At 66.6% G+C, this 25,059-nt stretch carries 25 protein-coding genes and 1 pseudogene; 10 read left to right on the top strand and 16 right to left on the bottom strand.

The window, feature by feature from the left end:
• Nucleotides 1–75: 75 nt before the first annotated feature.
• Nucleotides 76–1,278, top strand: coding sequence for an ammonium transporter (locus tag AC1PQG_RS06085; protein WP_481121724.1), 1,203 nt, complete (start codon nucleotides 76–78; stop codon nucleotides 1,276–1,278).
• A gap of 105 nt (nucleotides 1,279–1,383) precedes the next feature.
• Here the strand turns inward: AC1PQG_RS06085 and AC1PQG_RS06080 are convergent, their stop codons facing one another.
• From AC1PQG_RS06080 to AC1PQG_RS06070, 3 genes and pseudogenes are all read right to left on the bottom strand, one after another.
• Entirely contained in the window at nucleotides 1,384–2,241 is an 858-nt protein-coding gene (locus tag AC1PQG_RS06080) for a HipA domain-containing protein (protein ID WP_481121723.1), read from the bottom strand.
• Nucleotides 2,242–2,260: 19 nt separating this feature from the next.
• Nucleotides 2,261–2,518: pseudogene (locus AC1PQG_RS06075) on the bottom strand (HipA N-terminal domain-containing protein); the annotation flags it as partial.
• Nucleotides 2,519–2,520: 2 nt separating this feature from the next.
• Nucleotides 2,521–2,718 carry a helix-turn-helix domain-containing protein gene (locus AC1PQG_RS06070; protein ID WP_481121722.1) on the bottom strand — a complete coding sequence of 66 codons (198 nt, stop codon included), beginning with the start codon at nucleotides 2,716–2,718 and terminating at the stop codon, nucleotides 2,521–2,523.
• Between the two features lie 208 nt (nucleotides 2,719–2,926).
• Between AC1PQG_RS06070 and AC1PQG_RS06065 the strand changes: the two genes are divergently transcribed.
• The gene (locus AC1PQG_RS06065; RefSeq protein ID WP_481121721.1) at nucleotides 2,927–5,161 is read left to right on the top strand and encodes an FUSC family protein; all 2,235 of its coding nucleotides are present in this window, start codon (nucleotides 2,927–2,929) and stop codon (nucleotides 5,159–5,161) included.
• A gap of 172 nt (nucleotides 5,162–5,333) precedes the next feature.
• On the opposite strand, the gene AC1PQG_RS06060 is transcribed toward AC1PQG_RS06065, so the two are convergent.
• Together AC1PQG_RS06060 and AC1PQG_RS06055 are read right to left on the bottom strand one after the other, a co-directional pair.
• A complete protein-coding gene (locus AC1PQG_RS06060) occupies nucleotides 5,334–6,560 on the bottom strand; it encodes an MFS transporter (protein ID WP_481121720.1) in 1,227 nt (408 codons plus the stop codon).
• 29 nt (nucleotides 6,561–6,589) lie between these two features.
• On the bottom strand, nucleotides 6,590–8,494 hold the full coding sequence (locus tag AC1PQG_RS06055; protein WP_481121719.1) for a bifunctional sugar phosphate isomerase/epimerase/4-hydroxyphenylpyruvate dioxygenase family protein: 1,905 nt from the start codon (nucleotides 8,492–8,494) through the stop codon (nucleotides 6,590–6,592).
• Between the two features lie 172 nt (nucleotides 8,495–8,666).
• On the opposite strand from AC1PQG_RS06055, the gene AC1PQG_RS06050 reads away from it, so the two are divergent.
• Nucleotides 8,667–9,440: an IclR family transcriptional regulator domain-containing protein gene (locus AC1PQG_RS06050; protein WP_481121718.1), complete on the top strand. Its 774-nt coding sequence runs from the start codon at nucleotides 8,667–8,669 to the stop codon at nucleotides 9,438–9,440.
• Between the two features lie 6 nt (nucleotides 9,441–9,446).
• On the opposite strand, the gene aroQ is transcribed toward AC1PQG_RS06050, so the two are convergent.
• Both aroQ and AC1PQG_RS06040 read right to left on the bottom strand, forming a co-directional pair.
• The gene (gene aroQ, locus AC1PQG_RS06045; RefSeq protein ID WP_481121717.1) at nucleotides 9,447–9,884 is read right to left on the bottom strand and encodes a type II 3-dehydroquinate dehydratase; all 438 of its coding nucleotides are present in this window, start codon (nucleotides 9,882–9,884) and stop codon (nucleotides 9,447–9,449) included.
• Nucleotides 9,885–9,897: 13 nt separating this feature from the next.
• Nucleotides 9,898–10,731, bottom strand: a complete 834-nt coding sequence (locus AC1PQG_RS06040; RefSeq protein ID WP_481121716.1) for a shikimate dehydrogenase family protein — start codon at nucleotides 10,729–10,731, stop codon at nucleotides 9,898–9,900.
• Nucleotides 10,732–11,335: 604 nt separating this feature from the next.
• Here AC1PQG_RS06040 and AC1PQG_RS06035 point away from each other — a divergent pair.
• Entirely contained in the window at nucleotides 11,336–12,751 is a 1,416-nt protein-coding gene (locus tag AC1PQG_RS06035) for a porin (protein WP_481121715.1), read from the top strand.
• 234 nt (nucleotides 12,752–12,985) lie between these two features.
• On the opposite strand, the gene AC1PQG_RS06030 is transcribed toward AC1PQG_RS06035, so the two are convergent.
• The 3 genes from AC1PQG_RS06030 to AC1PQG_RS06020 form a co-directional block, all read right to left on the bottom strand.
• Nucleotides 12,986–13,855 (bottom strand): VOC family protein, encoded by an 870-nt coding sequence (locus AC1PQG_RS06030; RefSeq protein WP_481121714.1) that lies wholly within the window; start codon nucleotides 13,853–13,855, stop codon nucleotides 12,986–12,988.
• A 192-nt stretch (nucleotides 13,856–14,047) separates the two neighbouring features.
• Nucleotides 14,048–14,899 (bottom strand): class III extradiol dioxygenase family protein, encoded by an 852-nt coding sequence (locus tag AC1PQG_RS06025; protein ID WP_481121713.1) that lies wholly within the window; start codon nucleotides 14,897–14,899, stop codon nucleotides 14,048–14,050.
• A gap of 3 nt (nucleotides 14,900–14,902) precedes the next feature.
• The gene (locus tag AC1PQG_RS06020; RefSeq protein WP_481121712.1) at nucleotides 14,903–15,256 is read right to left on the bottom strand and encodes a protocatechuate 4,5-dioxygenase subunit alpha; all 354 of its coding nucleotides are present in this window, start codon (nucleotides 15,254–15,256) and stop codon (nucleotides 14,903–14,905) included.
• A gap of 96 nt (nucleotides 15,257–15,352) precedes the next feature.
• Between AC1PQG_RS06020 and AC1PQG_RS06015 the strand changes: the two genes are divergently transcribed.
• The 6 genes from AC1PQG_RS06015 to AC1PQG_RS05990 all read left to right on the top strand — a co-directional run bounded on the left by AC1PQG_RS06015 (nucleotide 15,353) and on the right by AC1PQG_RS05990 (nucleotide 19,687).
• Nucleotides 15,353–16,264: a LysR family transcriptional regulator gene (locus AC1PQG_RS06015; protein ID WP_481121711.1), complete on the top strand. Its 912-nt coding sequence runs from the start codon at nucleotides 15,353–15,355 to the stop codon at nucleotides 16,262–16,264.
• Nucleotides 16,265–16,446: 182 nt separating this feature from the next.
• Nucleotides 16,447–16,761, top strand: a complete 315-nt coding sequence (locus AC1PQG_RS06010) for a hypothetical protein (RefSeq protein WP_481121710.1) — start codon at nucleotides 16,447–16,449, stop codon at nucleotides 16,759–16,761.
• A gap of 172 nt (nucleotides 16,762–16,933) precedes the next feature.
• A complete protein-coding gene (gene hflX, locus AC1PQG_RS06005; RefSeq protein ID WP_481121709.1) occupies nucleotides 16,934–18,256 on the top strand; it encodes a GTPase HflX in 1,323 nt (440 codons plus the stop codon).
• A 42-nt stretch (nucleotides 18,257–18,298) separates the two neighbouring features.
• Nucleotides 18,299–18,688 carry a hypothetical protein gene (locus AC1PQG_RS06000; RefSeq protein WP_481121708.1) on the top strand — a complete coding sequence of 130 codons (390 nt, stop codon included), beginning with the start codon at nucleotides 18,299–18,301 and terminating at the stop codon, nucleotides 18,686–18,688.
• Nucleotides 18,689–18,704: 16 nt separating this feature from the next.
• The gene (locus AC1PQG_RS05995; RefSeq protein ID WP_481121707.1) at nucleotides 18,705–19,097 is read left to right on the top strand and encodes a VOC family protein; all 393 of its coding nucleotides are present in this window, start codon (nucleotides 18,705–18,707) and stop codon (nucleotides 19,095–19,097) included.
• A complete protein-coding gene (locus tag AC1PQG_RS05990) occupies nucleotides 19,094–19,687 on the top strand; it encodes a GNAT family N-acetyltransferase (protein WP_481121706.1) in 594 nt (197 codons plus the stop codon). Before AC1PQG_RS05995 ends, AC1PQG_RS05990 begins: the two co-directional genes overlap by 4 nt.
• On the opposite strand, the gene AC1PQG_RS05985 is transcribed toward AC1PQG_RS05990, so the two are convergent.
• The 6 genes from AC1PQG_RS05985 to AC1PQG_RS05960 all read right to left on the bottom strand — a co-directional run bounded on the left by AC1PQG_RS05985 (nucleotide 19,677) and on the right by AC1PQG_RS05960 (nucleotide 25,052).
• Nucleotides 19,677–20,633, bottom strand: a complete 957-nt coding sequence (locus AC1PQG_RS05985) for an AEC family transporter (protein ID WP_481121705.1) — start codon at nucleotides 20,631–20,633, stop codon at nucleotides 19,677–19,679. The two genes, AC1PQG_RS05990 and AC1PQG_RS05985, sit on opposite strands and share 11 nt — an antisense overlap.
• Nucleotides 20,634–20,710: 77 nt before the next feature.
• Entirely contained in the window at nucleotides 20,711–21,700 is a 990-nt protein-coding gene (locus AC1PQG_RS05980) for an aldo/keto reductase (RefSeq protein WP_481121704.1), read from the bottom strand.
• A 131-nt stretch (nucleotides 21,701–21,831) separates the two neighbouring features.
• The gene (locus tag AC1PQG_RS05975; protein WP_481121703.1) at nucleotides 21,832–22,794 is read right to left on the bottom strand and encodes a Gfo/Idh/MocA family oxidoreductase; all 963 of its coding nucleotides are present in this window, start codon (nucleotides 22,792–22,794) and stop codon (nucleotides 21,832–21,834) included.
• A complete protein-coding gene (locus AC1PQG_RS05970) occupies nucleotides 22,795–23,649 on the bottom strand; it encodes a class III extradiol dioxygenase subunit beta (protein WP_481121702.1) in 855 nt (284 codons plus the stop codon).
• A gap of 2 nt (nucleotides 23,650–23,651) precedes the next feature.
• Nucleotides 23,652–24,080: a protocatechuate 4,5-dioxygenase subunit alpha gene (ligA, locus tag AC1PQG_RS05965; protein ID WP_481121701.1), complete on the bottom strand. Its 429-nt coding sequence runs from the start codon at nucleotides 24,078–24,080 to the stop codon at nucleotides 23,652–23,654.
• A 54-nt stretch (nucleotides 24,081–24,134) separates the two neighbouring features.
• The gene (locus tag AC1PQG_RS05960) at nucleotides 24,135–25,052 is read right to left on the bottom strand and encodes an amidohydrolase family protein (protein WP_481121700.1); all 918 of its coding nucleotides are present in this window, start codon (nucleotides 25,050–25,052) and stop codon (nucleotides 24,135–24,137) included.
• Nucleotides 25,053–25,059: the final 7 nt, after the last annotated feature.

The raw sequence follows: 25,059 nt of genomic DNA, 5'->3' as shown, positions 1-25,059 counted from the left end.
TTCATCAGTACTTTTCACCAAAATAGAGCTGGCACAGCACCTGCTTGGTGCCTCGCTTCATTTTCGGAGCCCAAAATGGAGCAAATCAGTAACACCAGCAACGTTGTCTTCGTGCTGCTAGGCGCCATCATGGTGCTTGCGATGCACGCCGGCTTCGCCTTCCTGGAGGTCGGCACCGTCCGCAAGAAGAACCAGGTCAATGCCCTGGTCAAGATCCTCACCGACTTCGGCGTGTCGGCCATCGCCTACTTCTTCATCGGCTACACGGTGGCCTATGGCGTCAACTTCTTCTCCAGCGCCGAAGTGCTGGCGCAGAAGAGCGGCTACGAGATGGTCAAGTTCTTCTTCCTGCTGACCTTCGCCGCCGCCATCCCGGCCATCATCTCCGGCGGTATCGCCGAGCGTGCCAAGTTTCACCCCCAGAGCGTCGCCACCTTCCTGCTGGTCGGCTTCGTCTATCCCTTCTTCGAGGGCATCGCCTGGAACGACAACCTCGGCATTCAGCCGTGGCTGGAAGCGGCCTTCGGTGCCAAGTTCCATGACTTCGCCGGCTCGGTGGTGGTGCATGCGGTCGGTGGCTGGATCGCGCTGCCTGCGGTGCTGCTGCTCGGCGCCCGCCGTGGCCGCTACACCAAGGACGGCAACGTGGCCGCCCACCCGCCTTCTAATATCCCCTTTCTCGCCCTCGGCGCGTGGATCCTCACCGTCGGCTGGTTCGGCTTCAACGTGATGTCGGCCCAGACCCTCGACAAGGTCAGCGGCCTGGTCGCCCTCAACTCCCTGATGGCGATGGTCGGCGGCACGCTGGCGGCGATGGTCCTCGGCAAGAACGACCCGGGCTTCATCCACAACGGCCCGCTGGCCGGCCTGGTCGCCGTGTGCGCCGGCTCCGACCTGATGCATCCGATCGGTGCGCTGGTCACCGGCCTGATCGCTGGCGTCCTGTTCGTGCAGCTGTTCACCATCACCCAGAACCGCTGGAAGATCGACGACGTGCTCGGCGTGTGGCCGCTGCACGGTCTGTGTGGCGCCTGGGGCGGCATCGCCGCAGGTATCTTCGGGGCGAAAGCGTTGGGCGGCATCGGTGGCATCAGCCTCGTCTCGCAGCTAATTGGTACTGCCGGCGGCATCGTCGTCGCCGCAGCGGGCGGCACCATCGTCTATGGCGCGCTGAAGTCCATCGTCGGCATCCGCCTGGATGCGGAAGAAGAATTCGACGGCGCCGACCTGACGATCCACAAGATCACCGCCACGCCGGACCGGGAAACACACTGGTAAGCGGTACAGACAGGCTGCGACGAGGCCTGTCGGACGATGCAATAGAAACAGGGGCGCCAGACGAAGGCGCCCTTTTTTTGACCACTTGAGTCAGAACCGCAGCACTCAGAGCCTCTTGACCGCAGCAGCCAGTCCCGCAGCGACAGCGGCAAAGACATCCTCAGGAAAATCCTGCGGAAGCGTTTTTGCTACGGCTTCCAGTACGCCGGGGGTGCGGGAGCGCAGGTCTTCGATGATGCGATCCATGTCAGGGGCAAAACCGCACTTCTGCGCCATGTCGTTGAAGTGGCGACGCTGAATGTCCCGCAGTCGGTAGTGCGCGTTCTTGCCACGAACGGCCATGGCCAGGCGCAGCTTCTCGTAGTCGAGTTGGTTCGGCCCAGTTCCGGTGACGGGCCAGGCCGACAGCACATCGTAGAGTGGCGTCAGGCGGTAGCGTCCTCCGGGGAGCAGGAAGAGCGAGAAATTCTTCGCGTGGCCATCGGTGGCGGCGAGCATCCAGAAGAGCAACTGCGCCTTCAGGACTGTCTGGAGGTCAGGTTCTCGCACCTCGGAGTTCTGCAGGATCCGCGCGATGTCCACCAGTCCGGGGCCACCGTCGGATTCGTATTTGGCCCTGGAGGATGTGCCAGTGGCCTGGCAGAAATCCTCCTGCGGCAAACGCAGCCAGTAGTCCCCGGAACTCGCCAGACGGCGGTCGAAGCGTTCGACGACCAGCACCTTCTGCTCCCCGAAGCGCTGCATCTGACATGACGCGACCGGCAAACCGAAGCCCGCAAGAATCTGCGCACAAAGCCATTCGTTTTCGACGGAAGTGCGCATGTCGGCCTGACGATTGCCGACCAGGCCGAGAGGCAACTTGAAGATATGGGTCGTTGGTGTGGCACCGAGCGGTCGGCACCAGCGTCCATCGTGCCAGGTGAGCGCAGTCTCGCCCGATAGCCTGCAGGAGATCGAAGGCACCGGTGCTGTTCGTTCGAAAGCGGGACTGCAAGCGCGTGCGGATACGGTCGCTGTCGGGCAGCAGATTGTCGAAGTAATGGCGGACAATCTCTCCCCGTAGCGGCAGATTGTCCAACGTGAAAGGCAGCGACAGGGAGAGCGGGCGCCCTTCGGGCAACGCCATCCAGTCAGCCTCATACTGGAACTCAGTTGGCCCGCGTGCCGGCAAACGCCACTGACCAACCAACCTGCCGTTGGTCCAGACATTCAGAGCCTGCGTGTGCGAAGGACGTCCCATTGCTACCACTCACTGTGGGTGGCGGGAGGCGTTTTCTCCTGAAGCACCACTTCCAGGCCGAGCTGACTGGCCAGCGCCAGGAGGCGCTCGAGGGTGAGGCGTTCGGCGTGGGCTTCGAGTTCGGAAAAGCGGTTCTGGCTGATACCAAGGCGTGCAGCGAGGCTTGCCTGGGAGAGCCCCAGAGCTTTGCGTCGAGTCATGAGAATCTGGCCAGCCTGCCGGGATGAATTGATCCTGAGCATGGTTTGTATCGGCAAAATCGATAAATCAATAATATCGACCATTCCGATAAAAGCAAGGTATCGGTAAATTCGATTACCGATGATGAGCTCAATCTTGCCTCCCCCGCCCCCGCACCTTAACCTCTGCCTGCCATCGACATCCTTGCCGGAAGCCCGGCCCAGGCGCATGCAGACACTTTCCCGCCTCGACCGCCCCCTGCGGGCCGCCCGGCGCATCGCGCTGAGCCATTACACGGCCAGCGGCCTGGTGGCGGCGCTCGGCATGCTGCTGATCTCCGGCGGCATGCACTTCTACTTCGGCGCCTTCGCCGCGGCAGCGGCATCTGTGGGCGTGGCCATCGTGATTCCGCCGGACCAGCCGGCGCCCCAGCGCGGCAAGTTCTGGCAGCTGCTACCGGCCGCGCTGATCGGCCTGCCGCTGTTCCTCGCCGTCCAGGCCCTGCACAACTCGCCGGTGCTGCTCGGCCTGCTGCTGGTGCCGGCCAGCTTCGTTGCGTTCCTCGCCGGCGCATGGGGCAAACGCGGGCTGCCGATCTCCATCTCGATCATGTTCGCGGTGGTGCTGTCGATGGCCGTGCCGGTCCATGAGGGCGCCGGCAGCATCGCGACGACCGGCCTGTACTGCGCGATCGGCAGCGGGGGCTACCTGGTGTTCGCCAGCCTGGCCAACTCGGCCCTCAATGCCCGCTACCGCGTGCAGATGCTGGCCGACGTGCTGTTTGCGCTGGCCGGGCTGATGCGCTGCCAGGCGCGGCAGTTCGGCGCCCTGAGCCAGCCGTCCGACGCTGCGCCGCTGATCGGCGAGCTGCTGCGACGCCAGGCCGCGCTGGCCGACCAGCTGCAGGCAGCCCGCAACATTCTGCTTGAATCCCCGCGCACGCCGCGCCGCCAGCGCCTCGCCGGCATGCTGCTGCAGGTGCTGGAGATGCGCGACCATCTGCTGGCCAGCGAACTGGACGTGGACACGCTGCGCACGCACCCCGGCCACCCGCCACTGCTCAATGCCCTCGGCGAGATCCTCGGCGCCCTGGCCGACGAGTTGGACGGCCTCGCCGACGCCCTGCTCATCGGTCGCCCACCCGAACCATTCGCCAGCCACCGCCCCCAGCTCGCCCGCCTGGAACTGCCCGACGAGGAAGACCGCGGCGCCAACGGCAGCACCCCGTCGACGGCGATGCTGGCCCGCGGTCTCAGCAACCGCCTGGGCCACATCAACGACGAAACCCTGCGCCTGATCGCCCTCGCCCGCGGCGAGGAGCTGCCCGACCTGAGTCTGGTGCGCACCGCCTGGCAGGCCTTCGTCAGCCCCACCGCGTGGTCCTGGCAACCGCTCTCCGAGCTGTGGCACTGGAACGCCCCGCCGCTGCGCCACGCCATCCGCGCCGCCCTCGCCATCGGCAGCGCCTACGCGCTGTCCCTCGCCGTGCCCTGGGGCACCCACGACTACTGGATCCTGCTGACCATCGTCGTCGTGCTGCGCGGCAGCCTGGCCCAGACCGTCGAACGGCGCAACCATCGCGTACTGGGCACGCTGCTCGGCTGCGTGCTGACCGGCGCGCTGCTGGCCGCCCATCCGCCGGCGCTCTTCCTCCTGCTGGTCGTCATGCTGGCCCAGGGCATCGCCCACGCCTTTGCGATCCGGCGCTACGTCGTCGCCGCGGTCGCCGCAACAGTCATGGGCCTGGTGCAGAGCCACATGCTGAACGCCGGCAGCGCCACCTTCGAAGTCATCGAGCGCATCGCCGACACGCTGGCCGGCGTCGCCATTGCCTGGGCCTTCGCCTACGTGCTGCCCAGCTGGGAACGTGGCCGCATCCCGGCTCTCGTGGCCCGCAGCCTCACCGCCCAGGCCCACCACGCCCGCATCGCGCTGGGCCTGGGGCAGTTGCAGGCGGTGGACAACGAACCCGAGCTGGCCTGGCGGCTGGCCCGGCGCGAAGCCTACGACAGCCTGTCGGCGCTGGTACAGGCCACCCAGCAATCCCTTGCCGAGCCCCGTGCGGTACGCCCGCCGCTGGAAGCCCTGGGGCGCCTGCTGGCCCACAACTACCAGCTCCTCGCCCAGCTCACCGCGGTGAAGACGATGTTGATGTCGCGCCGCGGCCGCCTCGACGCCGAGCGCATCCAGCTTCCGCTACAGCAGGCCAGCGAGGCCATCGGGCAGGCCCTGACTGCACACGCGGCAGCATTGGCGCCAGCGCCCTGCGCTGCAATGGAGAACCTTGCCCTGCCCGACCCCTTCGAACAGGATCTGAGCCCCTGGCTGCTGCGCCGCCTCGGCCTGGCCAGCGAGCTCGCGGCGCAGGTCAGGGAGGATGCGGAGCAGGTGTTGCGCCCGACGCCGAGGGTGCCTGGTGGCGAAATGCAGGAAGGTGCCGGGCAGGCTGCTGCGGGCGAGTGAATTCGCCTACACAAGCATTCAGCCAGCACCTTCCCGCTCATTGCATGTTCCCTTCCCAGGCCCAAACACGCAAAAAAATCCCGCCGAAGCACAATGCTCGGCGGGATGCGAAAGACCGGCGGGTAGTTTGGGAGGGAGAGGTGCCCGCCGGGTGGGAAAAGTCGGTACAAGTTCAGTGCCGCAGGTCGCTCTCCAGCCGCCCGCGATGGGAAAACAGAAAACCGAGGCAGACGAACAGCAGCACGCCCTCGATCCACAAGGCCGCCTGTACGCCCCACCAGGCCGCCAGCAGGCCGGCCGCCAACCCGCCGATGGCGTCGAAGCCGAAGCGCGTCGCCATGAAGAAGGACACCACGCGGCCGCGCATGGTCTCCGGCGTGCTCGACTGCAGCAGCATGTTGATGCCGGCATTGCAGACGGTGATGCCGAACCCCAGCAGCACCAGCCCGGCAAAGGCCAGCGCCGGCAGGTGGCTGGCACCAATGCCGACCAGCGCCACCGCGCTGATCGCCACGGCGGCAACCACGCCCTGGCTCAGCCGCGCCAGCGAACGCACGCGGGTCAGCACGATGGTCCCCAGGAAGGCCCCGCCTCCGGCCCCGCCCCACAGCCAACCGAGGGTCTTCGCATCGCCGAGGAAGACGTCCTTGGCCAGGATCGGCAGCAGCGTCGCGTAGCTCGATGCGGTCAGGTTCACGCCGATGACCACGCCGATCAGCACCCGTACGTACCAGGTGTCCCACACGTAGCGCGCGCCTTCCTTGAAGACCCGCCCGACCGGGCCGCGCACCGGCTCCGGCATGCGCCCATCTGCGCGCAGCACTGCGAAGATCAGGGCCATGAAGGACAGCGCATTGAGACCGAAACACACCGCCTCCGAGCTCAGCCCCAGCAGCAGCCCGGCCACCGGCGGCCCAAAGAAACGGCCGCCATTGACCAGCATCGAGTTGAGCGCCAGTGCATTGGGCAAGTCCTCACGGCTTTCCACGAAGGCGTTGATCAGCGAATGACGCAGCGGCGCGTCGAAACTGCCCAGCACGCCGAGCAGCAGGGACATCGCGACGATCAGCGTCGGCCCGATCCAGCCCAGCGCCGTCAGCACCGCCAGCGTCAGCGCCTGGGTGGCGAGCAGGGACTGCACGACGATCAGGCTGCGCCGCTTGTCCTGCTTGTCGATCCACGCGCCGGCCAGCGGCCCGAGCAGCAACTGCGGGGCCAGCGACGCAAAAGTGGTCACGCCGAGCAACGCGGCCGATCCGGTCAGCCGGTACACCAGCCACACCAGCGCCACCTGCTGGATCCACGAGCCCAGCAGCGACACAGCCTGGCCAAAGAAGTACAGCCGGAAATTGGCCGACCGCAACGCACGTATCGACTCGGGAACCCTTCTCTCACTCACCCCTGCACACTCCGCAAACCGTCTGGCCCTCAGCTTCTCCTCGCCTGGGCCGACATGCGGACCGGCGCGTTGGAAGCCCCGAAGCCGGCATAGCCGTCACGGCGCTGGACGATTTCGAAGAAAAAGCGGTCCACGAACATCTGGGTATAGAAGTGGAAGAATTCCCCCTCCTCGTTGCGGTCGTAGAGAACCCCGAGGCGGCGCATGCGTTCGAGCTGCGCGTCGTCCAGCTCGAAACGGGCCGGCAGATCCTCATAATAATTGTCGGGCACGTCGAGCAGGGCGATGCCATGCTTCTTGAGGTACTCGGCGGTCGTAAAGATGTCGTCGCTGGCCAGCGCGATGTGATGCACGCCGCCGCCCTGCAGCGCCTCCATGCTGCGCCCGGTCACGGTGGCGCGGCTGTGGGACACATTGAGGGCGATACGCAATGAGTGGTCCGCATCAACCATCGCGCAGCTGCGCACCAACCCGTTGGGGTCGGCCAGCTCCATGCTCTCCTGCGGATGCAGGCCCAGCACCACGCGGTTGAACAGCACGCCGGTATCGAACTGCTCGAAGGGGAAGCCCTCGGCCAGGTGATCCACCTTGTAGATGCCGGCCTTGCTGCGGCCTTGCTTGGCCGGGTCGACGACGAAGTCGGTCTCGAGGAAACCTTTCTCCTCCAGCGCCTGGGACACGAAGTAGATGATGCTGTCGTCCACCCCGCGCAGCGCCGGGATCAAGGCCTCGTTGGGACCCACGCGGCCGGCGTGGCTGGGCACGTGGAAGGCCACGCCGCGGTTCACTGCCCGCAGGCCATCGTCGGTGGCGAGGCCCAGCGCGCAGATCGACGGCCCGCGGCGCTGGAAGTAGTCGCTGGCGAAGGAGCCCGGCTCGTTGTTGAGCACCAGGCGCACGTCGCCCTGCTGGTAGAGCTCGACGTTCTTGGTGCGGTGGGTGCCGGAGTGATCGAAGCCCAGGCCCTGCAGCGCCTTGCCGAGGGCCTTGCCGGACGCGTCGTCCACCGCGAACTCGATGAAGGACAGGCCGCGCAGCTTGGGCGGCGCCGGCGGGTTGAACAGCTCGATGCGCTCGGTCAGCGCACGGGTCGCCGGATCGCTGACAGCCTGGGCTTCCAGGCGGGTACGGATCTGCTCCTCGAGGTAGAGCAGCGACGAGAAGGCGTCGAGGGTCGTGCGGCGGTTCGGCGCAGCGCGGAACACGTCGTTGAAGATCTCCAGCGACAGCGGGCCCGGATAGCCGGCCTTCAGCACATGTTCCATGAAGCCGACCAGGTCGAAGGTGCCCTGGCCCGGGAAGCAGCGGTAGTGGCGGCTCCACTGCAGCACATCCATCACCATCCGCGGTGCGTCGGCCAGTTGCAGGAAGAACAGCTTGTCGGCCGGGATCTGCTCGATGCCGGCCGGATCATCGCCACGCGACAGGATGTGAAAGCTGTCCAGGCAGATCCCCAGGTGCGGGTGGTCGGCCTTCTTGACGATGTCCCAGGAATGGCCGTAGCGATTGACGTGATGGCCCCAGGCCAGCGCCTCGTAGGCGATGCGCAGCCCGCGCTCGGCGGCCTTCTCGGCCATCGCGTGGAGTTGCGAGGCCATCAGCTCGTCGTCGCAGATGGTGTTCGGCTGCACGTTGGAGCACACCAGCAGCATCGGTGCGCCCAACTCGACCATCAGGTCGAACTTGCGCTGAGCGCGGTCCAGGTTGCGCTTGAAACGGGCGTCGTCCACGCCATCCATGTCGCGGAAAGGCTGGTACAGGTCGATGCCCAGGCCCAGGTCGGCACAGCGCTGGCGGATCTCGCGCGGCGACAGGCGGCTGTAGATGAGGTCGTTCTCGAAGATCTCCACCGCGTCGAAACGCGCGCGGGCAATGGATTCCAGCTTCTCTTCGAGGGTTCCACTGATACATACAGTGGCAATGGCTCGGCGCATCAAGGGTCTCCGCCTGTTGTGCTTGTTTATAGACAGAATGTTAGGCAGGCCGTTGCGGGTGGGCCATTGCCCCACCGGGCTTACGGCGCGATAATCGCGCACCCTTTATCAACAATCGCGCGCTTTGCACCGGCGGCTTCCACGGCGGGCGCCTCGCGACGGAGACACGGAAATGGCCGAAGAAGAACAGGAACTCGACCGGCGCGACTGGATTGCCGGCCTTGAAAAGGGCTTGCGCATCATCGAGGCGTTCAACGACGCGCACCCGCGTCTGACCCCATCGACGGCGGCCCGCCGCACCGGCATCACCCGCACCGCGGCGCGGCGCTACCTGCTGACGCTGCAGCACCTGGGCTACGTGGACAGCGACGGCACCCATTTCTGGCTGACGCCGCGCATCCTGCGCCTGGGCTGGTCCTACTTCGATTCGGCCAAGGTGCCGCGGGCCGTGCAGCCCTTCCTGCAGCGGATCAGCATCGAGCTGGGCGGTTCGGCCTTCTTTGCGGTCCTCGACGAAGATGAAGTGGTCTTCGTCGCCCGCAACGGCATCGGCCGCGTGCAGAGCCTGGGTTTCGTGCTCGGGGCGCGCATCGCCGCCAACCTCGCCTCGGCGGGCATCGTGTTGCTGGCCTGCAAACCGCCCGAGGAGGTGGAGCGCTGGCTGACAGGGCGCAAGTTCATCCCCTACACGCCGCACAGCTACACCAACACGGAAGACGTCCGCACCGTCATCGACAAGGCGCGGACCAACGGTTACAGCATCCTCGAACAACAACTGGAGCAGGACCGCCGCGGCATCGCCGTGCCGGTGCGGACCCGCGCCGGCGTCGTCGTCGGCTCGATCAGCGTCAGCTTGCCGATCGGCAACGAGAGCTCCCAGCAGGCGCTGACCCGCGCCCTGCCGGTGCTGCGCGAGGCCGAGCACGCGCTGCTGTCCTTGCTGTAAGCCCCGTCAGCGGAGCGCCGACACCGCCGCACGCAGGGCCAGCAGGTAGCTGTCCACGCCAAAGCCGCAGATCTGCCCCTTCACGATGTCGGCAAACACCGACACGTGGCGGAAGGGCTCGCGGGCATGGATGTTGGACATGTGCAGTTCGACGATCGGGCAGGTCAGGATCGCCAGCGCGTCGCGGATGCCATAGCTGTAGTGGGTCCATGCGCCGGCATTGATGAGCACCGCGTCCACGCCATCGGCGAAGGCCTGGTGGATGCGCAGGCACATGTCGCCTTCCTGGTTGGTCTGGTAGCTGTCCACCTCGACACCCAGTTCGCGGCCCAGGGCCTGCAACTGGCCATCGATCTCCTCCAGCGTGACGGTGCCGTACTGCACCGGGTCGCGCTTGCCGAACATGTTGTGGTTGATGCCGTGCAGCATCAGGATCTTCTTCATCACGCGCGCCTCCTCAGTACTTGATCTGTGCCACGGCACGCAGCTCGTCCGGCGTAGCGGTGCCGAAGCCGAAGAACTCCAGGTAGGCCGGGATCATCTCGAACAGCATGTCGGTGCCGACCTGGAACGGGCACCCCTTGGCCTGGGCGGCGGCGAGCAGCGGCGTGATGGCCTGCTTCATCACCACTTCGCCGACGAAGGTGGTCGGCGCCACGCGGTCCATATCGAAAGGCAGCGGATCGTCTGCCTTCATGCCCAGCGGCGTGGCATTGACGATCAGGTCGAAGCCGGCCGGATCGTTCGAGCCGATGCTGACCTTGAGTTCAGGGTAGTGGGCGGCGAGGCGTTCGGCGAGGCTCTTCGACGACGCTTCGAAGTTGTCGAACAAGGCCATCTCGGCGACGCCGGCAGCAGCCAGTGACGCAGCAATCGCACAGCCCACGCCACCGTTGCCTGACACCAGCGCGCGCTTGCCCTTCAGCTCGAAGCCCTTGCGCAGCACGCCGCGCACGAAGCCGGCGCCGTCGAACTGATCGCCGAGCAGCGTGCCGTCGGCGCGCAGCAGGATCGCGTTGCAGGCACCGGCGACACTCGCGGTAGGCGTCACCGCATCCACCAGCGACATGGTGGCGACCTTGTGCGGCATGGTCACCAGCGCACCGCGCAGGTTGGTCATCCTGCGCAGCGTCTGGATCGCCGCCGGGTAGTCCTCGGGCTTGACGCCCATCGGCATCACCACCGCGTCGATGCCCTTCGAGTCGAACCACGGGTTGTAGATCATCGGAGCCTTGAAGGCTTCGGTCGGGTAGCCGAGGTGGGCGATGACGGTCGTTTTGCCACTGATCATGCGTGTCTCCTTTTTATCCGGGGGAAGGCGGCGACGTCCGTTGGCCCTCTCTGGGCGGAAAGCTGGCAGTGCATCGCGCCGTTGCGGCCAAGCCCGGAACACCCCGGGCGACGCAACATGGAGCGCAGCTTAGCGACGCGGACACACCGGCAAAATCCACCCAATGCCGGTCTCGGGCGATTAACGCACAGGACTGCGCGACAATCGCCCATCTTGGATTCTGCATCGCAGCAACGCTCAGCGCAGGGGGACCGTCAGTTCCCGGATCACGGCGGCGGGATCCGAACGCACACCAACGGATCGACAGGGTCCGCATCGCAGCGAGTCCATCCCAGCGGACGCTTTCCACTTTTCCTGCGTTGAATCGGGTTCCGACACCCATTTTCCGGATGCATTGCAGCAATTTACGGCCTGGTTCCCGTTACTTCCGAAGCTGCGCGGCAATCGCGCAGCCGCAATCAACAATCGCGCAAAGCGTGCGTTGAGCCGGGTTTTTCGCAGGAACCTCCTCTGTAAGCTCGGCCCCGTACTGACCCAACGAGGTCGGCAACGCCACACAGGCCAGATCCCACGAGCTGGCACAACAAAGACAGAGGAGACATCCATGATTCGACAAAAGACCCTGCCCGCCCTGCTGGTGCTCGCCGGCATCACCACCTTCGCCGGCCCCCGCATCGCGTTCGCCGGTGAGCTCGAAGAGCTCAAGGCCCAGCTGCAGGCCCTGCAGTCCCGCATCGAGAAGATGGAGGACAACCAGAAGCAGGCCGCGACCGTGAAGGCGGTCGTCCCGGCCAGCGTGCCGGCAGGCAGCCCGGCCGCTACCAACGTGACCGTCGGCACCGCGCAGAGCCCCCTCAGCCTCAACGTGGGCGGCGGTGTCGTCACGCTGTACGGCAACCTCGACGAATACCTCAACTACATGAAGAGCAGCTCGGGCGCCACCATCGCCTCCGCTCAGGACGGCGCGGCCCTGCGCAGCCGCATCGGCTTCAAGGGCGAGCGGGCGATCGCCCCCGACTACATCGCCAAGTTCCAGCTCGAGCAGGGCTTCAACCTTACCAACGGCAGCGCCGCCGACACCGCCAACGCCAGCAGCACCGGCCTCACCACCAGCGGCCGCCTGTTCGACCGCCAGGCCTGGGCCGGCGTGCAGACCCCCTACGGCGATTTCCGCCTGGGCCGCCAGAACACCGCCATCTTCGCCCGCGGCGACTATTTCGATCTGACCTCGCGCACCCTGGGCTCGATGGTCAACAACTTCGGCGTGCCGTCGCGCTACGACGGCGACCTGTCGTGGATCTCGCCGCGCTGGAACGGCCTGCTCGCCGAGGCCCACTACGCCTTCGCCGGCGCCAACCCGGTCGCCGGCACCGCCACCTCCACCAGCAACATCAGCCCCAGCAACATGGCGGTCTACCAGTTCGCGCTGGACTACCTCTACGGCCCCTTCCGCATCGGCTACGCCGGCATCGAGGGCCGCCCCGACTACAAGGGCACGGTGAAGAAGAACGCCGAGTACCACAGCTTCTACGCCAACTACGACTACGGCCGCGGCAAGCTCTACGCCGCCTTCGTGCGCTCCAACAACGGCGGCGCCAACGGCAACGGCAGCGGCGCGCTGAGCAACGTCGGCGGCAACATCGTCGGCAACAACCCGACCGGCAGCACCAGCGGCTCCCTCAACGCCGGCCTGCCCGGCACCGGCCTGGACATCTTCTACGAGATCTACCAGCTCTCCGCCGACTACCGCATCACGCCCCAGTGGCGCGTCGGCGGCCTGTGGGGCACCATCAAGGACACCACCGGCCAGTCCAAGGGTTCCAAGGGCTGGGCCTTGGCCAGCTACTACGATCTCAACAGCAACGTGATGCTCTACGCGCTGCTCGACTCCGTCGACAACCAGCAGAACGGCAACTGGGGCCCCGCTGGCTCCGCCGGCCTGACCAAGACCTTCTCCGGCACCGACCGCACCGGACAGCGCATCGACGGCATCCAGACCGGGTTCGTCTTCAAGTTCTGAGCCTCATCCCGGCCCGCCTCTGCAAGGGGTGGGCCCGACCTCGCGGGCGATACCCCCGGCACGAGAACCGGGCGGCGCTTTCAGCCGGATTCATCCTGCAACTGCAGCATCGCCAGCGTCGGCCGGTGGACGCTCACCAAGGGCGCGGGACCTGCATATCGATTTCGTTCTCCTCGTATTGATCGGGCACCCTTGCGGTGCCCGCTTTTTTGGAGAACCGGACCTGCGCCCGTCTCAGCAATCGTCCAGTTGGGCGTGATGGACCAGCTCGAACTGGGTGCCGCCGACCAGCGTACGGGTCAGCGCACCCATTTCCCGGTTGCCCAGCAAGGATGCATCGACAAAATGGATGCCCCGCGATTCCAGCTCCGTCACCGCCTTCTCCACGTCGGGCACGCCGAGGCCGATGCGGTTGAAGCCTTCCTGCCAGTGGGCGTCCTCGGCACCGGCCGGCGGCTCGATGAACTGCAGGAAGAAGCAGCCGCAGGCGCTGCGCATGATGGTGCCGCGCGGCAGCACGCCGAAGCGCATCCCCTCGGGCAGCGGCGTGAAACCCAGCACCCGTTCGTAGAAGTTGCACCAGCGCGCCGTGTCGCCGGCCAGGATGTACTGCACGATGCCGAAGAAGTGCATGCCGGCCAATGCCGGCACGTCGAAGCGGGCCTCAGGCAGCGGCAGGAAATCCACCTCGTAGAAGGACACGCCGGCACGCTGGTCGAGCAGGAACAGCACCGCGCCACCCGGCCCATGCACGCCGGGGATGTTGAGCTCCATCGGCCCGGCCTGGCTGCTCACCGGCTGGGCGCCGCAGGCCAGCGCGTGGCGGTAGGCCACACCGGCATCCGGCACACGGATCGCCAGCGCCTTCAGCACCACCTCGGCCTCCGCGTCGGCCTCGCCGTCCAGCGCCCGCTCGTCGGCATTGACGATCACATTCACATCGCCCTGCCGGTACAGCAACACATGGCGCGAACGATGCTTCGCCACCGGCTGGAAGCCCATCGCCAACAAGGCCGCACCGAACTCCTTGGGCCGGCTGGTGGCGTATTCGACGAACTCGATGCCTTCGATTTCCGGTTCGCCGCCCACTGCTTCAAATCCCATGCTTTTTCCTCTCTGCCGGGCCCATGCCCAGGGACTAAACTGCCGCTAATTCTGACACGAAAGCCGGCCCTGTCTGCGCGCGGGCTCGCCTTTCCCCAAGCACGAAAGGCGTCCGCGGCCCCTTCCGGGAACCGCGGACGCCCGCGTCGCTTCCTGCCAGCCGCCGCCCCTTGCCGGGACGGCGGCCATCCATCACTCCACGTTCTCGAACAACATCAGGCCGGCGGCCGTGTTGGAGATGGGAATGTGGTAGTTGGAATGCAGCTTCTTCACTTGATCCACACTGCCCATGGCGGCGCGGGCGGCGATCCACATCAGCAGCTCGATGCCCTGGGTGCCGGTGAAGTCCACCAGGTCTTCCACCGAGTACTGGGTCGCCCAGGCCGGGTCGGTGACCAGGCTGTCCATGAACTTCAGGTCGAAGTCCTTGTTGATGAAGCCGGCGCGCTCGCCGTCCAGCTGGTGCGAAAGACCGCCGGTGCCGATGATCACCACGCGGGCGTCGTCGTCCCAGCCGCGCACCGCCTCACCGATGGCCTGGCCGAGCTTGAAGCAGCGCTTGGCGCTGGGCAGCGGGTGCTGCACGGTGTTGATGCACACCGGCACGGTACGCACCGGCCAGGCTTCGCCGGCGTTCGGCCACAGCAGCTTCATCGGCAGCGTGAAGGCGTGGTCCACCAGCATTTCCTGGCAGGTAGTGATGTCGAATTCCTTGTCCACCAGCGACTCGATGAGGTGCCAGGACAGGTCCAGGCTGCCCGGGAAAGCCGGCAGCGTCGGGATGCCCCAGCCTTCGTCGGCGTTGCTGTAGCTCTCGGCGGTGCCCACCGAGAAGGTCGGCATCTTGTCGAGGAAGAAGTTGAGGCCGTGGTCGTTGTAGATCACCACCGCCACGTCGGGCTTCACTTCTTCGAGCCACTTCTGCACCGGCGGGAAACCATCGAAGAAAGGCTTCCAGTACGCATCTTCCTGCAGGCCGCCGGCAATGGCGCGGCCGATCGCCGGAACGTGGGAGGTAACAATGCCGCCAACAATCTTTGCCATGTCTTATTTCCCCGCTTCCAGCAGTTTCGCCTTGAAGGCTTCCTTGGTCATCCCGGTCTGTTGCGCACCGATGTCCTGCATGTCCAGCCCGAAGATGCCGGCGAACTTGGCCAGGTAGTAGGCATTGCCGCCCGCCGCGATGAGATCCAGCACATTGCGCTTGGCGATGGCCGCCGCCTGCTCGGCGTTCAGGCCATACTTGCGGCAGTAGGCGTCCTCGTCCTTCACGAACTCGGCACGGTTGGCCGCCGAGTTGAAGGAGTAGCACATCTTGTTGAGGGCATAACCCTTGCGGGCGGCCTCACCGTCGAAAATCGGGGTGCCGGGAATCACCCGGCGCTGCTTCGTGTCAGCCATGCGTGTCTCCGTTGTTGGAATGTTGGGAATGCGATGACGTGACGGAGTTTGACCCTACTCACCCCATGGATAAACGCAGTCCAACCGAATCGTCCCATGAGTAATTTCGATCATTTGAGCCTCGACGGCCGCCTGCTCCAGCTCCTCGTCACCGTCATCGACGAAGGCTCCATCACCCGCGCCGCCGAGCGCCTGGGCGTCACCCAGTCGGCGGTCAGCCATCTCCTCGACAAGCTGCGCGGCATCGTCGGCGACCCGCTGTTCGTCAAGTCGGGGCGCGGCATCGTCGCCACCACGCGGGCCGAGGAGCTGGCGGTGCATGCCCGCGTGCTCCTCGACGAGCTGCGCCGCTTCGCCACCGCCGCCGAGTTCGACCCGGCCCAGCTCACCGCCACCTTCACCATCGCCGCCAACGACTTCCAGCGCGACCTGCTGCTGCCGCTCTTGCTCGACCGCCTGCGCGCGGCGGCGCCGGGCGTCACGCTGCGGGTGATCCCGTCCGACGTGCCGACGCCGGAGATGCTGCGCGACGCGCACTGCCAGCTGGTCATCTCGCCGCGCCCGCCGGAGGCCGGCGACATCCTGCAGAAACGCCTCTTCGAGGACAGCTACCGGGTCTTCTACGACGCCGCCTGCCGCGACGCGCCCAACGGCCTCGACAACTACCTGGCCGCCGAGCACGTCACCGTGCTCTACGAACCGCGGCGCAGCCTGGACATCGACAAGCTGCTCGCCGCCCAGGGCATCCAGCGCCGCTTCGTCGCCAGCGTGCCGGGCTTCGCCGGCATCCCGTCCTTCCTGCGCGGCAGCCGGCGCCTCGCCACGCTGCCGGGTCTGCTCGGCGGCGGCCTGCTGCACGGCCTGGCCAGCGTCGCCCCGCCGCTGCCCTGCCCGCCGATGCCGATGTACATGATCTGGCACCTGCGCCACCGCCACGACCCGGCCCACAGCTGGCTGCGCGCCGAACTGGAGGCCATCGTGCCCCTCGCGCTGGGCCGAAGCACCTGAGCTGCTTCAGGGCCACCACATCCGGCACATCCCGTGGACGAATCTGCGCAGCCCGCCGGCGCAAGCTCGCCCACGCGAATGCAAATCATTGGTTTATAAGGAGAAACAGAGAGATCGCCGGCCGGCACGAAGCATGCACGCAGCAAGGCTCGATCCCCGACACCCCCGCACAGGAGACGGCCATGTTTCGACAACCCATGCTACTGCTCGCCCTCGCGACCGCCCCTTCCCTGGCAGCCGCCAACCCCGTTGGCGACCCGGCAGGCCTGCGCGCTACAGGCAGCCCGTCCCGGCTGCAGAGCTGGAGCGGCCAGCCGGCGCTGAAACTCGCAGCCCTCACCAGCAGGAGCACAGACAGCCGTCCGGCCACGTCCAGGCACAGCGCCGTCAATCCGCAGACGCCGCAGCCACCGGCCAGCACCGATGCATCACCAGCCGGCTGGACCGGTTTCATCCCGTCCGGCCCCGACAGCGCCAACTGGTGGTCCAGCTACTAGGCCAGGCGGCTCTCCGGAGCACACCTGAAAACAGCCTTCGACAGTGACCTGATTAACAGCACCTCGAGGCAGTTCCATTGGCACACACGGCAAGGCCACCACACTCATGCGGGCACGGCGGGGATTGACAGGTAATATCCAGCCTTGACCATCCCAGCAAAGCCCTTACCGCATGTCCATTGAAGCCAAAGAAAAGCCCCGCTACGCCATCGTGGCGGCCGTCCAGCTCCCCCAGGTCAGCGACATCGAGTTCGAGGCCTCCCTCAACGAATTACGCGAGCTGGCAAAAACCCTTGGCTTCACGGTCGTCCACACCTTCATCCAGAAGCGTGCCGGCTTCGATCCGATGGCCTACCTGGGGGTCGGCAAGCGGCAGGAGATCCACGACTACGTCAATAGCAACCCCGCCCCCGACAGCGGGGATGCGCCCATCGACGCCATCCTGGTGGACCACGAGATCTCCCCGTCGCAGGCCCGCAACCTCGAACTCGAAGTCGGCTGCGAGGTGATGGACCGCACCATGGTCATCCTCGAGATCTTCCACCGCAACGCGCGCTCCCGCGCCGCCCGCGCCCAGGTGGAGATCGCCCGCCTCGGCTACATGGCCCCGCGCCTGCGCGAAATGGCCAAGCTGGCCGGGCCGCAGGGCCGCCAGCGCAGCGGCGTCGGCGGCCGCGGCGCCGGTGAGTCCGCCACCGAGCTGGACCGCCGCAAGATCCGCGACCGCATCGCCGAACTGCAGCAGGAAATCATCGCCATGGACGCCGAGCGCAAGACCCAGCGCGCCCGCCGCCAGGAGCGCCAGGGCCTGGCCGGGGTCGCCCTCGTCGGCTACACCAACGCCGGCAAGTCCACGCTGATGCGGGCCCTCACCGGCAGCGAGGTGCTGGTCGCCAACAAGCTCTTCGCCACGCTCGACACCACCGTGCGCGTGCTCCACCCGGAGAGCGTGCCGCGCGTGCTGGTCAGCGACACGGTCGGCTTCATCAAGAACCTGCCCCACGGCCTCGTCGCCTCGTTCAAGTCCACCCTCGACGAAGCGCTCGACGCGTCTCTGCTGCTGCACGTCATCGACGCCAGCGACCCGGGCTTCCAGCGCCAGCTCGAAGTCACCGACGAGGTGCTGGCCGAGATCGGCGCCGACGAAGTGCCGCGCATCCGTGTCTTCAACAAGATCGACCACGTCGGCGACGCCGAGGCCCAGGCCGAGTGCGAAGCCGCGCTGCACGCCCAGTACCCCGGCTGCATCGTGATGAGCGCCCGGCGCCCCGCCGACGTCTCGCGCCTGCGCGACGACATCGTCGCCTTCTTCCAGAAGGATCTGGTCGAGGCTGAACTCTTTCTGCCCTGGTCGGCCCAACAACTGCGCGGCGAGATCTACGCGCGCTGCCAGGTCCTGGGCGAACGCGCCGACGAAGAAGGCGCCTTCTTCCACGTCCGCGGCGAAGCCGACACCCTGACGGCCCTCAGCGAGCAGCTCGCCCGGGTGCACTGAAAGCGGAGCACCTCCCTTCTCTCCCTTACCCACCTCTGCATCATGAAAAAGACCTTACTGATCGGCCTCGCCGCGACCTCCGCCCTCCTCGGCGGCTGTATCGTGGCCCCGCCCAGCCGCCCGTATTACCGCGAACCCGTCATGGTCGCCCCACCGCCCCCGCGCGTGGAATACGTCGGCCCACCGCCGGCAGCCGGCTACATCTGGATCGGCGGCTACTGGAACTGGGTCGGCAGTCGCCACGAATGGTCTCCCGGCCACTGGGAAGCCCCGCGCCCCGGCTATCGCTGGGCGCCCCACCAATGGGAACGTGAAGGCGACCACTGGCGCCAGTCGGGCGGCCGCTGGGAGGAAGACCGCGGACGCCGGGACAACGACCGCGACCACGGCCGTGATCACGATCGCGGCCACGACCGGGACCGCCGCGACTGAAGCGACAGGAGAACCCATGAAACTCGGCTACACCATCATCTACGTGCCTGACGTCGCGGCGTCGATCGCCTTCTTCGAGCAGGCCTTCGGCGTGGCGCGCCGCTTCGTGCACGAATCCGGCACCTATGGCGAACTCGAGACCGGCGAGACCACCCTCGCCTTCGCCGCCCTCGAACTCGGACACGCGCACTTCCCGGCCGGCTTCGTCGCCGCCAGCGAATCGCCGCAGCCCCTCGGCTTCGAGGTCGCCTTCGTCACCCCGTCCGTAGCGGAAGCCCACGCCCGTGCACTGGCCGCCGGCGCCACCGAACTGCTCGCCCCGGAAGCCAAACCCTGGGGCCAGACCGTCTCCTACGTGCGCTGCCCGGACGGCACGCTGGTCGAGCTGTGCACGCCGGTAGGCGCGTGACGCCCAGCGGGCTGCCGCAGCTACCGACGCCCCTCGAGATCGACACGCCGCGTCTGCGCCTGCGTCAGTGGCGGGCCGCCGACCGGGTGCCGTTTGCCGCCCTCAACGCCGACCCGCGGGTCATGGAGCACTTCCCAAGCACTCTTGATCGCGCCGCCAGCGACGCGATCGCCGAGCGCTGTGAAGCACACATCGCCGAGCGCGGCTGGGGTTTCTGGGCGGTGGAACGGCGGGATTCGGGCGACTTCATCGGCTTCGTCGGGCTCAACGTGCCGACCGCCGCGCTGCCGTTCTCACCCTGCGTGGAAGTCGGCTGGCGCCTTGTCCATGCGGCCTGGGGCCAGGGCCTGGCCAGCGAGGCGGCGCGGGCGGCATTGACGGCCGGCTTCGAGACGCTGGGGCTGGCGGAAATCGTGTCCTTCACGGCGCTGTCCAACCGCCGCTCCCAAGCCGTCATGGAGCGGCTGGGCATGCGGCGGACAGCCGAGGACTTCGACCATCCGGTGCTACCGGAAGGGCATCCGCTACGCCGCCACTGCCTCTACCGGCTGAACGCCGACGGGTGGCGTGCCGACGGGCTCAGGACATGAGACCGAAGCCCGGCACGTGATGCAGTAGCCAGATCGCCGCGGCGATGGTCACGAAGGACGCCACGGTAGCCACCAGCAGCGTCGCGGCGCAGAAGCCCTCACGGCCGTGCTTCTGGCCGAAGATGGGATAGATGCTGAGCATCGGCGCGCTGGCCAGCAGCACGGCGCCGGCGCCGAGCAGCGGGTCCACCGGCCCGAACAGGTACAGCCCGAGGGCCACCGCCAGCGGATGCAGGATCAGCTTGGCGAAGCTGACCACACCCACGTCCAGCAGCACATCCTTCAGCGGCAGGCCGACCAGGCTGCCACCGATGAAGAACAGGGCCACCGGCGCCGACGCCGCGGCCACCATCTCCACCGCCTTGGTGATCTGCGGCGGCAGGCTGAGACCGAAGAAGGAACACGCGAAGGCAACGAAGATCATCACCACCAGCGGGCTCTTGCGCAGGCCCAGCAAGGCCCGCCCGAAAACGCGGAAGAAAGGCTCGTGGCGGGCCTTGCCGGCATCGCCGAGGGCCAGGCACAGGGGCAGCATCAGCATGTTCTCGATGATCATCGACAGGGCCAGGGCCATCGACGCGGTCGGGCCGATCACCTGCAGCGCGATCGGGTAGCCCACGTAGGCGCTGTTGGCGGAGCCCATGCCCATGCCGATCAGGCTGGCATGTTCGAGACTCTGCCCGCGCACCAGGCGCGCCCAGGCGACGCCGATGCCCACCATCGCCACCGACCCGAACAGGTAGGCGCTCAGGTAAGGCAGGTTCAGCACCTCGGCGAAGGAGCGCTGGGAGATCGACTTGAAGACCAGCATTGGCAGCGCGATGCGGATCACGAATGCGCCCAGCGCGGTCAGCCCCGCCTTCGGGAAGATCTCGGTCCGCACGGTCAGGTAGCCCATGCCGATGAGGACGAAGATCGGGGTGGTAATGGCAAGGATGGCCAGCATGGGAAATGGGATCTCAAAAAAAGCACAAGGGGCGAACGAATTCGCCCCCGCGGTGAATCAGAGAAAACGGCCCAGGATCACCCGGGCAGGAACTCCTCGGTATCGATCTCGGTCTGGGTCGCGGCATTGTAGCGTGTGCCGATGACCGTTCCCTGATTGATCAACGCCTCCAGGCAGGCGATCAATCCGGGATTCAGCGTGACGGACGCGGCGGCGAGATCCTCCTGCAAATGCGCCACCGACGTGGTGCCGGGGATCGGCACGATGTCCTCGCCCTTGGCCAGCAGCCAGGCCAGCGCGAGCTGGGCCGGCATGCAGCCGGCTTCCTGCGCCAGCGCCGCGTAAGCTTCGTAGAGGCGCAGGTTGGCAGCGTAGTTGTCGGGAGCGAAGCGCGGCATGGCGCGGCGGATGTCCTTGGCGTCGAAGGCCGCCACGTCCAGCGGGCCGCCGAGGAAACCGCGGGCCAGCGGGCTGAAGGCCACGAAGGCGACGCCCAGCTCACGGCAGGCGTCGAGCACGGCGATCTCCGGGTTGCGCGTCCACAGGGAATACTCGGTCTGCAGCGCGGCGATCGGATGCACCGCGTGGGCCTTGCGCAGCGTCGCCGCCGACACTTCCGACAGGCCCAGCGCGCGCACCTTGCCGGCTTGCACCAGCTCGGCCATCGCGCCGACGCTGTCCTCGATGGGCACGTTCTTGTCCCAGCGGTGCAGGTAGAGCAGATCGATCACGTCCGTCTGCAGGCGATCGAGGCTGGCCTCGACGCTGGCGCGGATGGTCTCCGGGCGGCCATCGATGACGCGCTTGCCATCCACACCGTGCATGCCGCACTTGCTGGCCAGCACGAAGCGCGAGCGATGAGGCGCCAGCACGCGGCCTAGCAGCCGCTCGTTGGTGCCGAAGCCATACAGCGCAGCGGTATCGAAAAAATCGACGCCGGCATCGAGGGCCTTCAGCAGCACTTCCGCCCCCTGCTCCGGCGCTGGCGGCACGCCGTAGGCGTGGCTGAGGTTCATGCAGCCGAGGCCGATGGGCGACACGGCGAAGGGACCGATCTTGCGCTTCAATGTGAACTCCTGATGTTTGCGAGAGCTTCCAGAAAAAGCTCCGTCCGTGCCTGGGCAGGCACAGAAGGCGTAGCGAGCGCCCCAAGGTCGCGACGAGGAACGGAGTCGCGGGATCGGGGCGCGCAGCAGCCTTACGCGCCGGCGTTGAGCTGTTGTTCCAACTGGTGAAGCACCTTGTAGCAGGGCAGCACGCTGGCCACGCTGGAGTTGGGCTGGCGGCCTTCGCGGATGGCGGCGAAGAACTCGCGGTCCTGCAGCTCGATGCCGTTCATCGACACATCGACCTTGGACACGTCGATCTTTTCTTCCTTGCCGTTCACCAGATCGTCGTAGCGGGCGATGTAGGTGGCGGTGTCGCCGATGTAGCGGAAGAAGGTGCCGAGCGGGCCGTCGTTGTTGAAGGACAGGGACAGCGTGCAGATCGCGCCGTTGGCGGCCTTCAGCTGGATGGACATGTCCATCGCGATGCCGAGGGTCGGGTGGATCGGGCCCTGGATGGCGTTAGCCTGCACGATGGGGCTGCCGCACTGGTAGGCGAACAGGTCCACCGTGTGGGCGGCGTGGTGCCACAGCAGGTGGTCGGTCCAGCTGCGCGGCTGGCCGAGGGCGTTCATGTTGGTGCGGCGGAAGAAGTAGGTCTGCACATCCATCTGCTGGATGTTGAACTCGCCGCCCTCGATCTTCTTGTGCACGTACTGGTGGCTGGGGTTGAAGCGGCGGGTGTGGCCGCACATGGCGACGAGGCCGCTCTTCTCGGCCAGCGCCACCACTTCCTCACCGTCCTTCAGCACGTCGCACAGGGGGATCTCCACCTGCACGTGCTTGCCGGCCTTCAGGCAGGCCAGGGTCTGGGAGGCGTGCATCTGGGTCGGCGTGCACAGGATCACCGCATCCACTTCGGGCAGCGCCAGGGCTTCGTCCAGCTCGGTGGTGACGTGGGGGATGCCGTACTTGTCAGCGACCGCCTTGGTGGCTTCCAGGTCACGGCTGATCAGGGAGACGACTTCCACGCCGTCGATGTTCTTGATGCCGTCCAGGTGCTTGATGCCGAAGGCGCCGGCGCCGGCCAGCGCGACCTTGATCGTCTTGCTCATTTATTGGTTCTCCAGAATCAGATGGCCCACGCCGGTATTGGAGGCAGGGACGTGATAGAAACGGTGGGCGACCTTGGGCGCCGGGCCGCCGGCCACGTCGTCCATGGCGCCGCGGGCGATCAGCCACATGACCAGCTCGATGCCCTCGGAGCCGGCTTCACGCACGTAGTCGATGTGCGGCACGGCTGCGGCGCCTTCGGGATCGGCGATCAGCTTGTCGAGCCAGGCGTTGTCCCACTCGCGGTTGATTAGGCCGGCGCGCGGCCCCTGCAGCTGGTGGCTCATGCCGCCGGTGCCCCAGATCTGCACCTTGAGCGGCTTGTCGAAGGATTCGATGGCCTTGCGGATGGCCTTGCCCAGGTTGTAGCAGCGGCGGCCGGACGGCACCGGGTACTGGACCACGTTGACCGCGAAGGGGATCACCGGGCACGGCCATTCCTGCGGGCTGCCGCACAAGAGGTTGAGGGGCACGGTGAGGCCGTGGTCGACATCCATCTTGTTGACGATGGTCAGGTCGAAGTCGTCCTGGATGACGCTCTGGGCAATGTGCGAGGCCAGTTCCGGGTGGCCCTTCACCACCGGCACCGGGCGCGGGCCCCAGCCTTCGTCGGCGGGCTGGAACTCGGCGGCACAGCCGATCGCGAAGGTCGGGATCATCTCCAGGCTGAAGGCCGTGGCGTGGTCGTTATAGACCAGGAAGATGACGTCCGGCTTGTTGGCCTCCATCCACTCCTTGGACGGCTCATAGCCCTCGAAGAGCGGCACCCAGTACGGGTCGGTGGTCTTGCCCTGGTCGATGGCGGCGCCGATGGCCGGCACGTGGGAGGTATAAACGGATGCGGTGATCTTGGCCATGGTCAGTCCTTCTTCCCTTGCGGCTGATGATGGGCCTGGGCGTCGCCGTCCTCGCCGATGTAGCGGTTGCCCTCCGCGGAGCGGCCGCCCTTGATCATCATGTCGCGGTATTCCTCCTCGCTCATGCCGGTCATGCTGCCGGCCATCTGCTGGAAGCTCTTGCCGTCGGTGGCACCGATCTTGGCGAGGAAGTAGATGTTGCCGCCCAGCGCGATGCAGCGGTTGAGGTCGCGGGCCAGCACGGCCTGCTTCTGCTCTTCGGTCATCGGCCACTCGTCCAGGTAGGCCCGCTCGTCGGCCTTGAAACGCTCGCGGTTGGCGGCCTTCATCAGCGACATGCAGAACTGGTTGAGGTGGTAGCCGAGACGGGACTGCTCGGCATCGAAGATCGTCGTGCCGGGAATGTCCTTGTAAGGCTTGTCGAGTGCCATCGTGGTGTCTCCTGCCGTCCCCGCGAGCCCTTCATGGGGCCCGCGGTGGAACAGTCATTGTGCTTCTTCGGGCCAGTAGAGTCGCTTGGGGTTATCCACCAGCAGCTTCTGCTGCAGCTCAGCGGTCGGGGCGATGTGGGGGATGAAATCCACCAGCAGGCCGTCGTCGGGCATGTGATCCTTGAGGTTGGGGTGCGGCCAGTCGGTGCCCCACAGCACGCGGTCGGGGAATTCCTCGACGACGCGGCGGGCAAACGGCACCACATCCTTGTAGGCGGCCTGTTCGCCGTCCAGCGCCTTGGGGCCGGTGACGGACAGGCGCTCAGGGCAGCTGACCTTGGACCACACGTTCTTGTGCTCGCGCATGAACTTCAGGAACAGCTCGAACTCCGGGCCGTCGATGGGCTTGGTCACGTCCGGGCGGCCCATGTGGTCGACGACCACGGTGGTCGGCAGCGCGGTGAAGAAGTCCCACAGCTCGGGCAGATCCACCGCCTCGAAGTAAATCACCACGTGCCAGCCCAGCGGGGCGATGCGGGCGGCGATCTCCAGCAGCTCGTCCTTCGGCGTGAAATCCACCAGCCGCTTGACGAAGTTGAAGCGCACGCCGCGCACGCCGGCGGCGTGGAGGTCCTGCAGTTCCTGGTCGGAGATGCTGCGCCTCACGGTGGCGACACCGCGGGCCTTGCCGTCGGAATGGACCAGCGCATCCACCAACGCCCGGTTGTCGGCACCATGGCAGGTGGCCTGCACGATGACGTTGCGCTCGAAGCCGAGGTGGTCGCGCAGCGCGAAGAGCTGGACCTTGGACGCGTCGCAGGGGGTGTATTTGCGCTCAGGGGCATAGGGAAACTCGGCGCCGGGCCCGAACACGTGGCAGTGGGCATCCACGCTGCCGGCCGGCAGCTGGAAGCGGGGCTTGGACGGACCGGCATACCAGTCGAGCCAGCCGGGAGTCTTGGTGAATTCCATCGTCGTC

The sequence above is a fragment of the Zoogloea sp. GDB6 genome, assembly GCF_056724105.1.
Note: the sequence above shows the minus strand (reverse complement) of the source record. Positions and strands in the feature narration are given on the sequence as shown.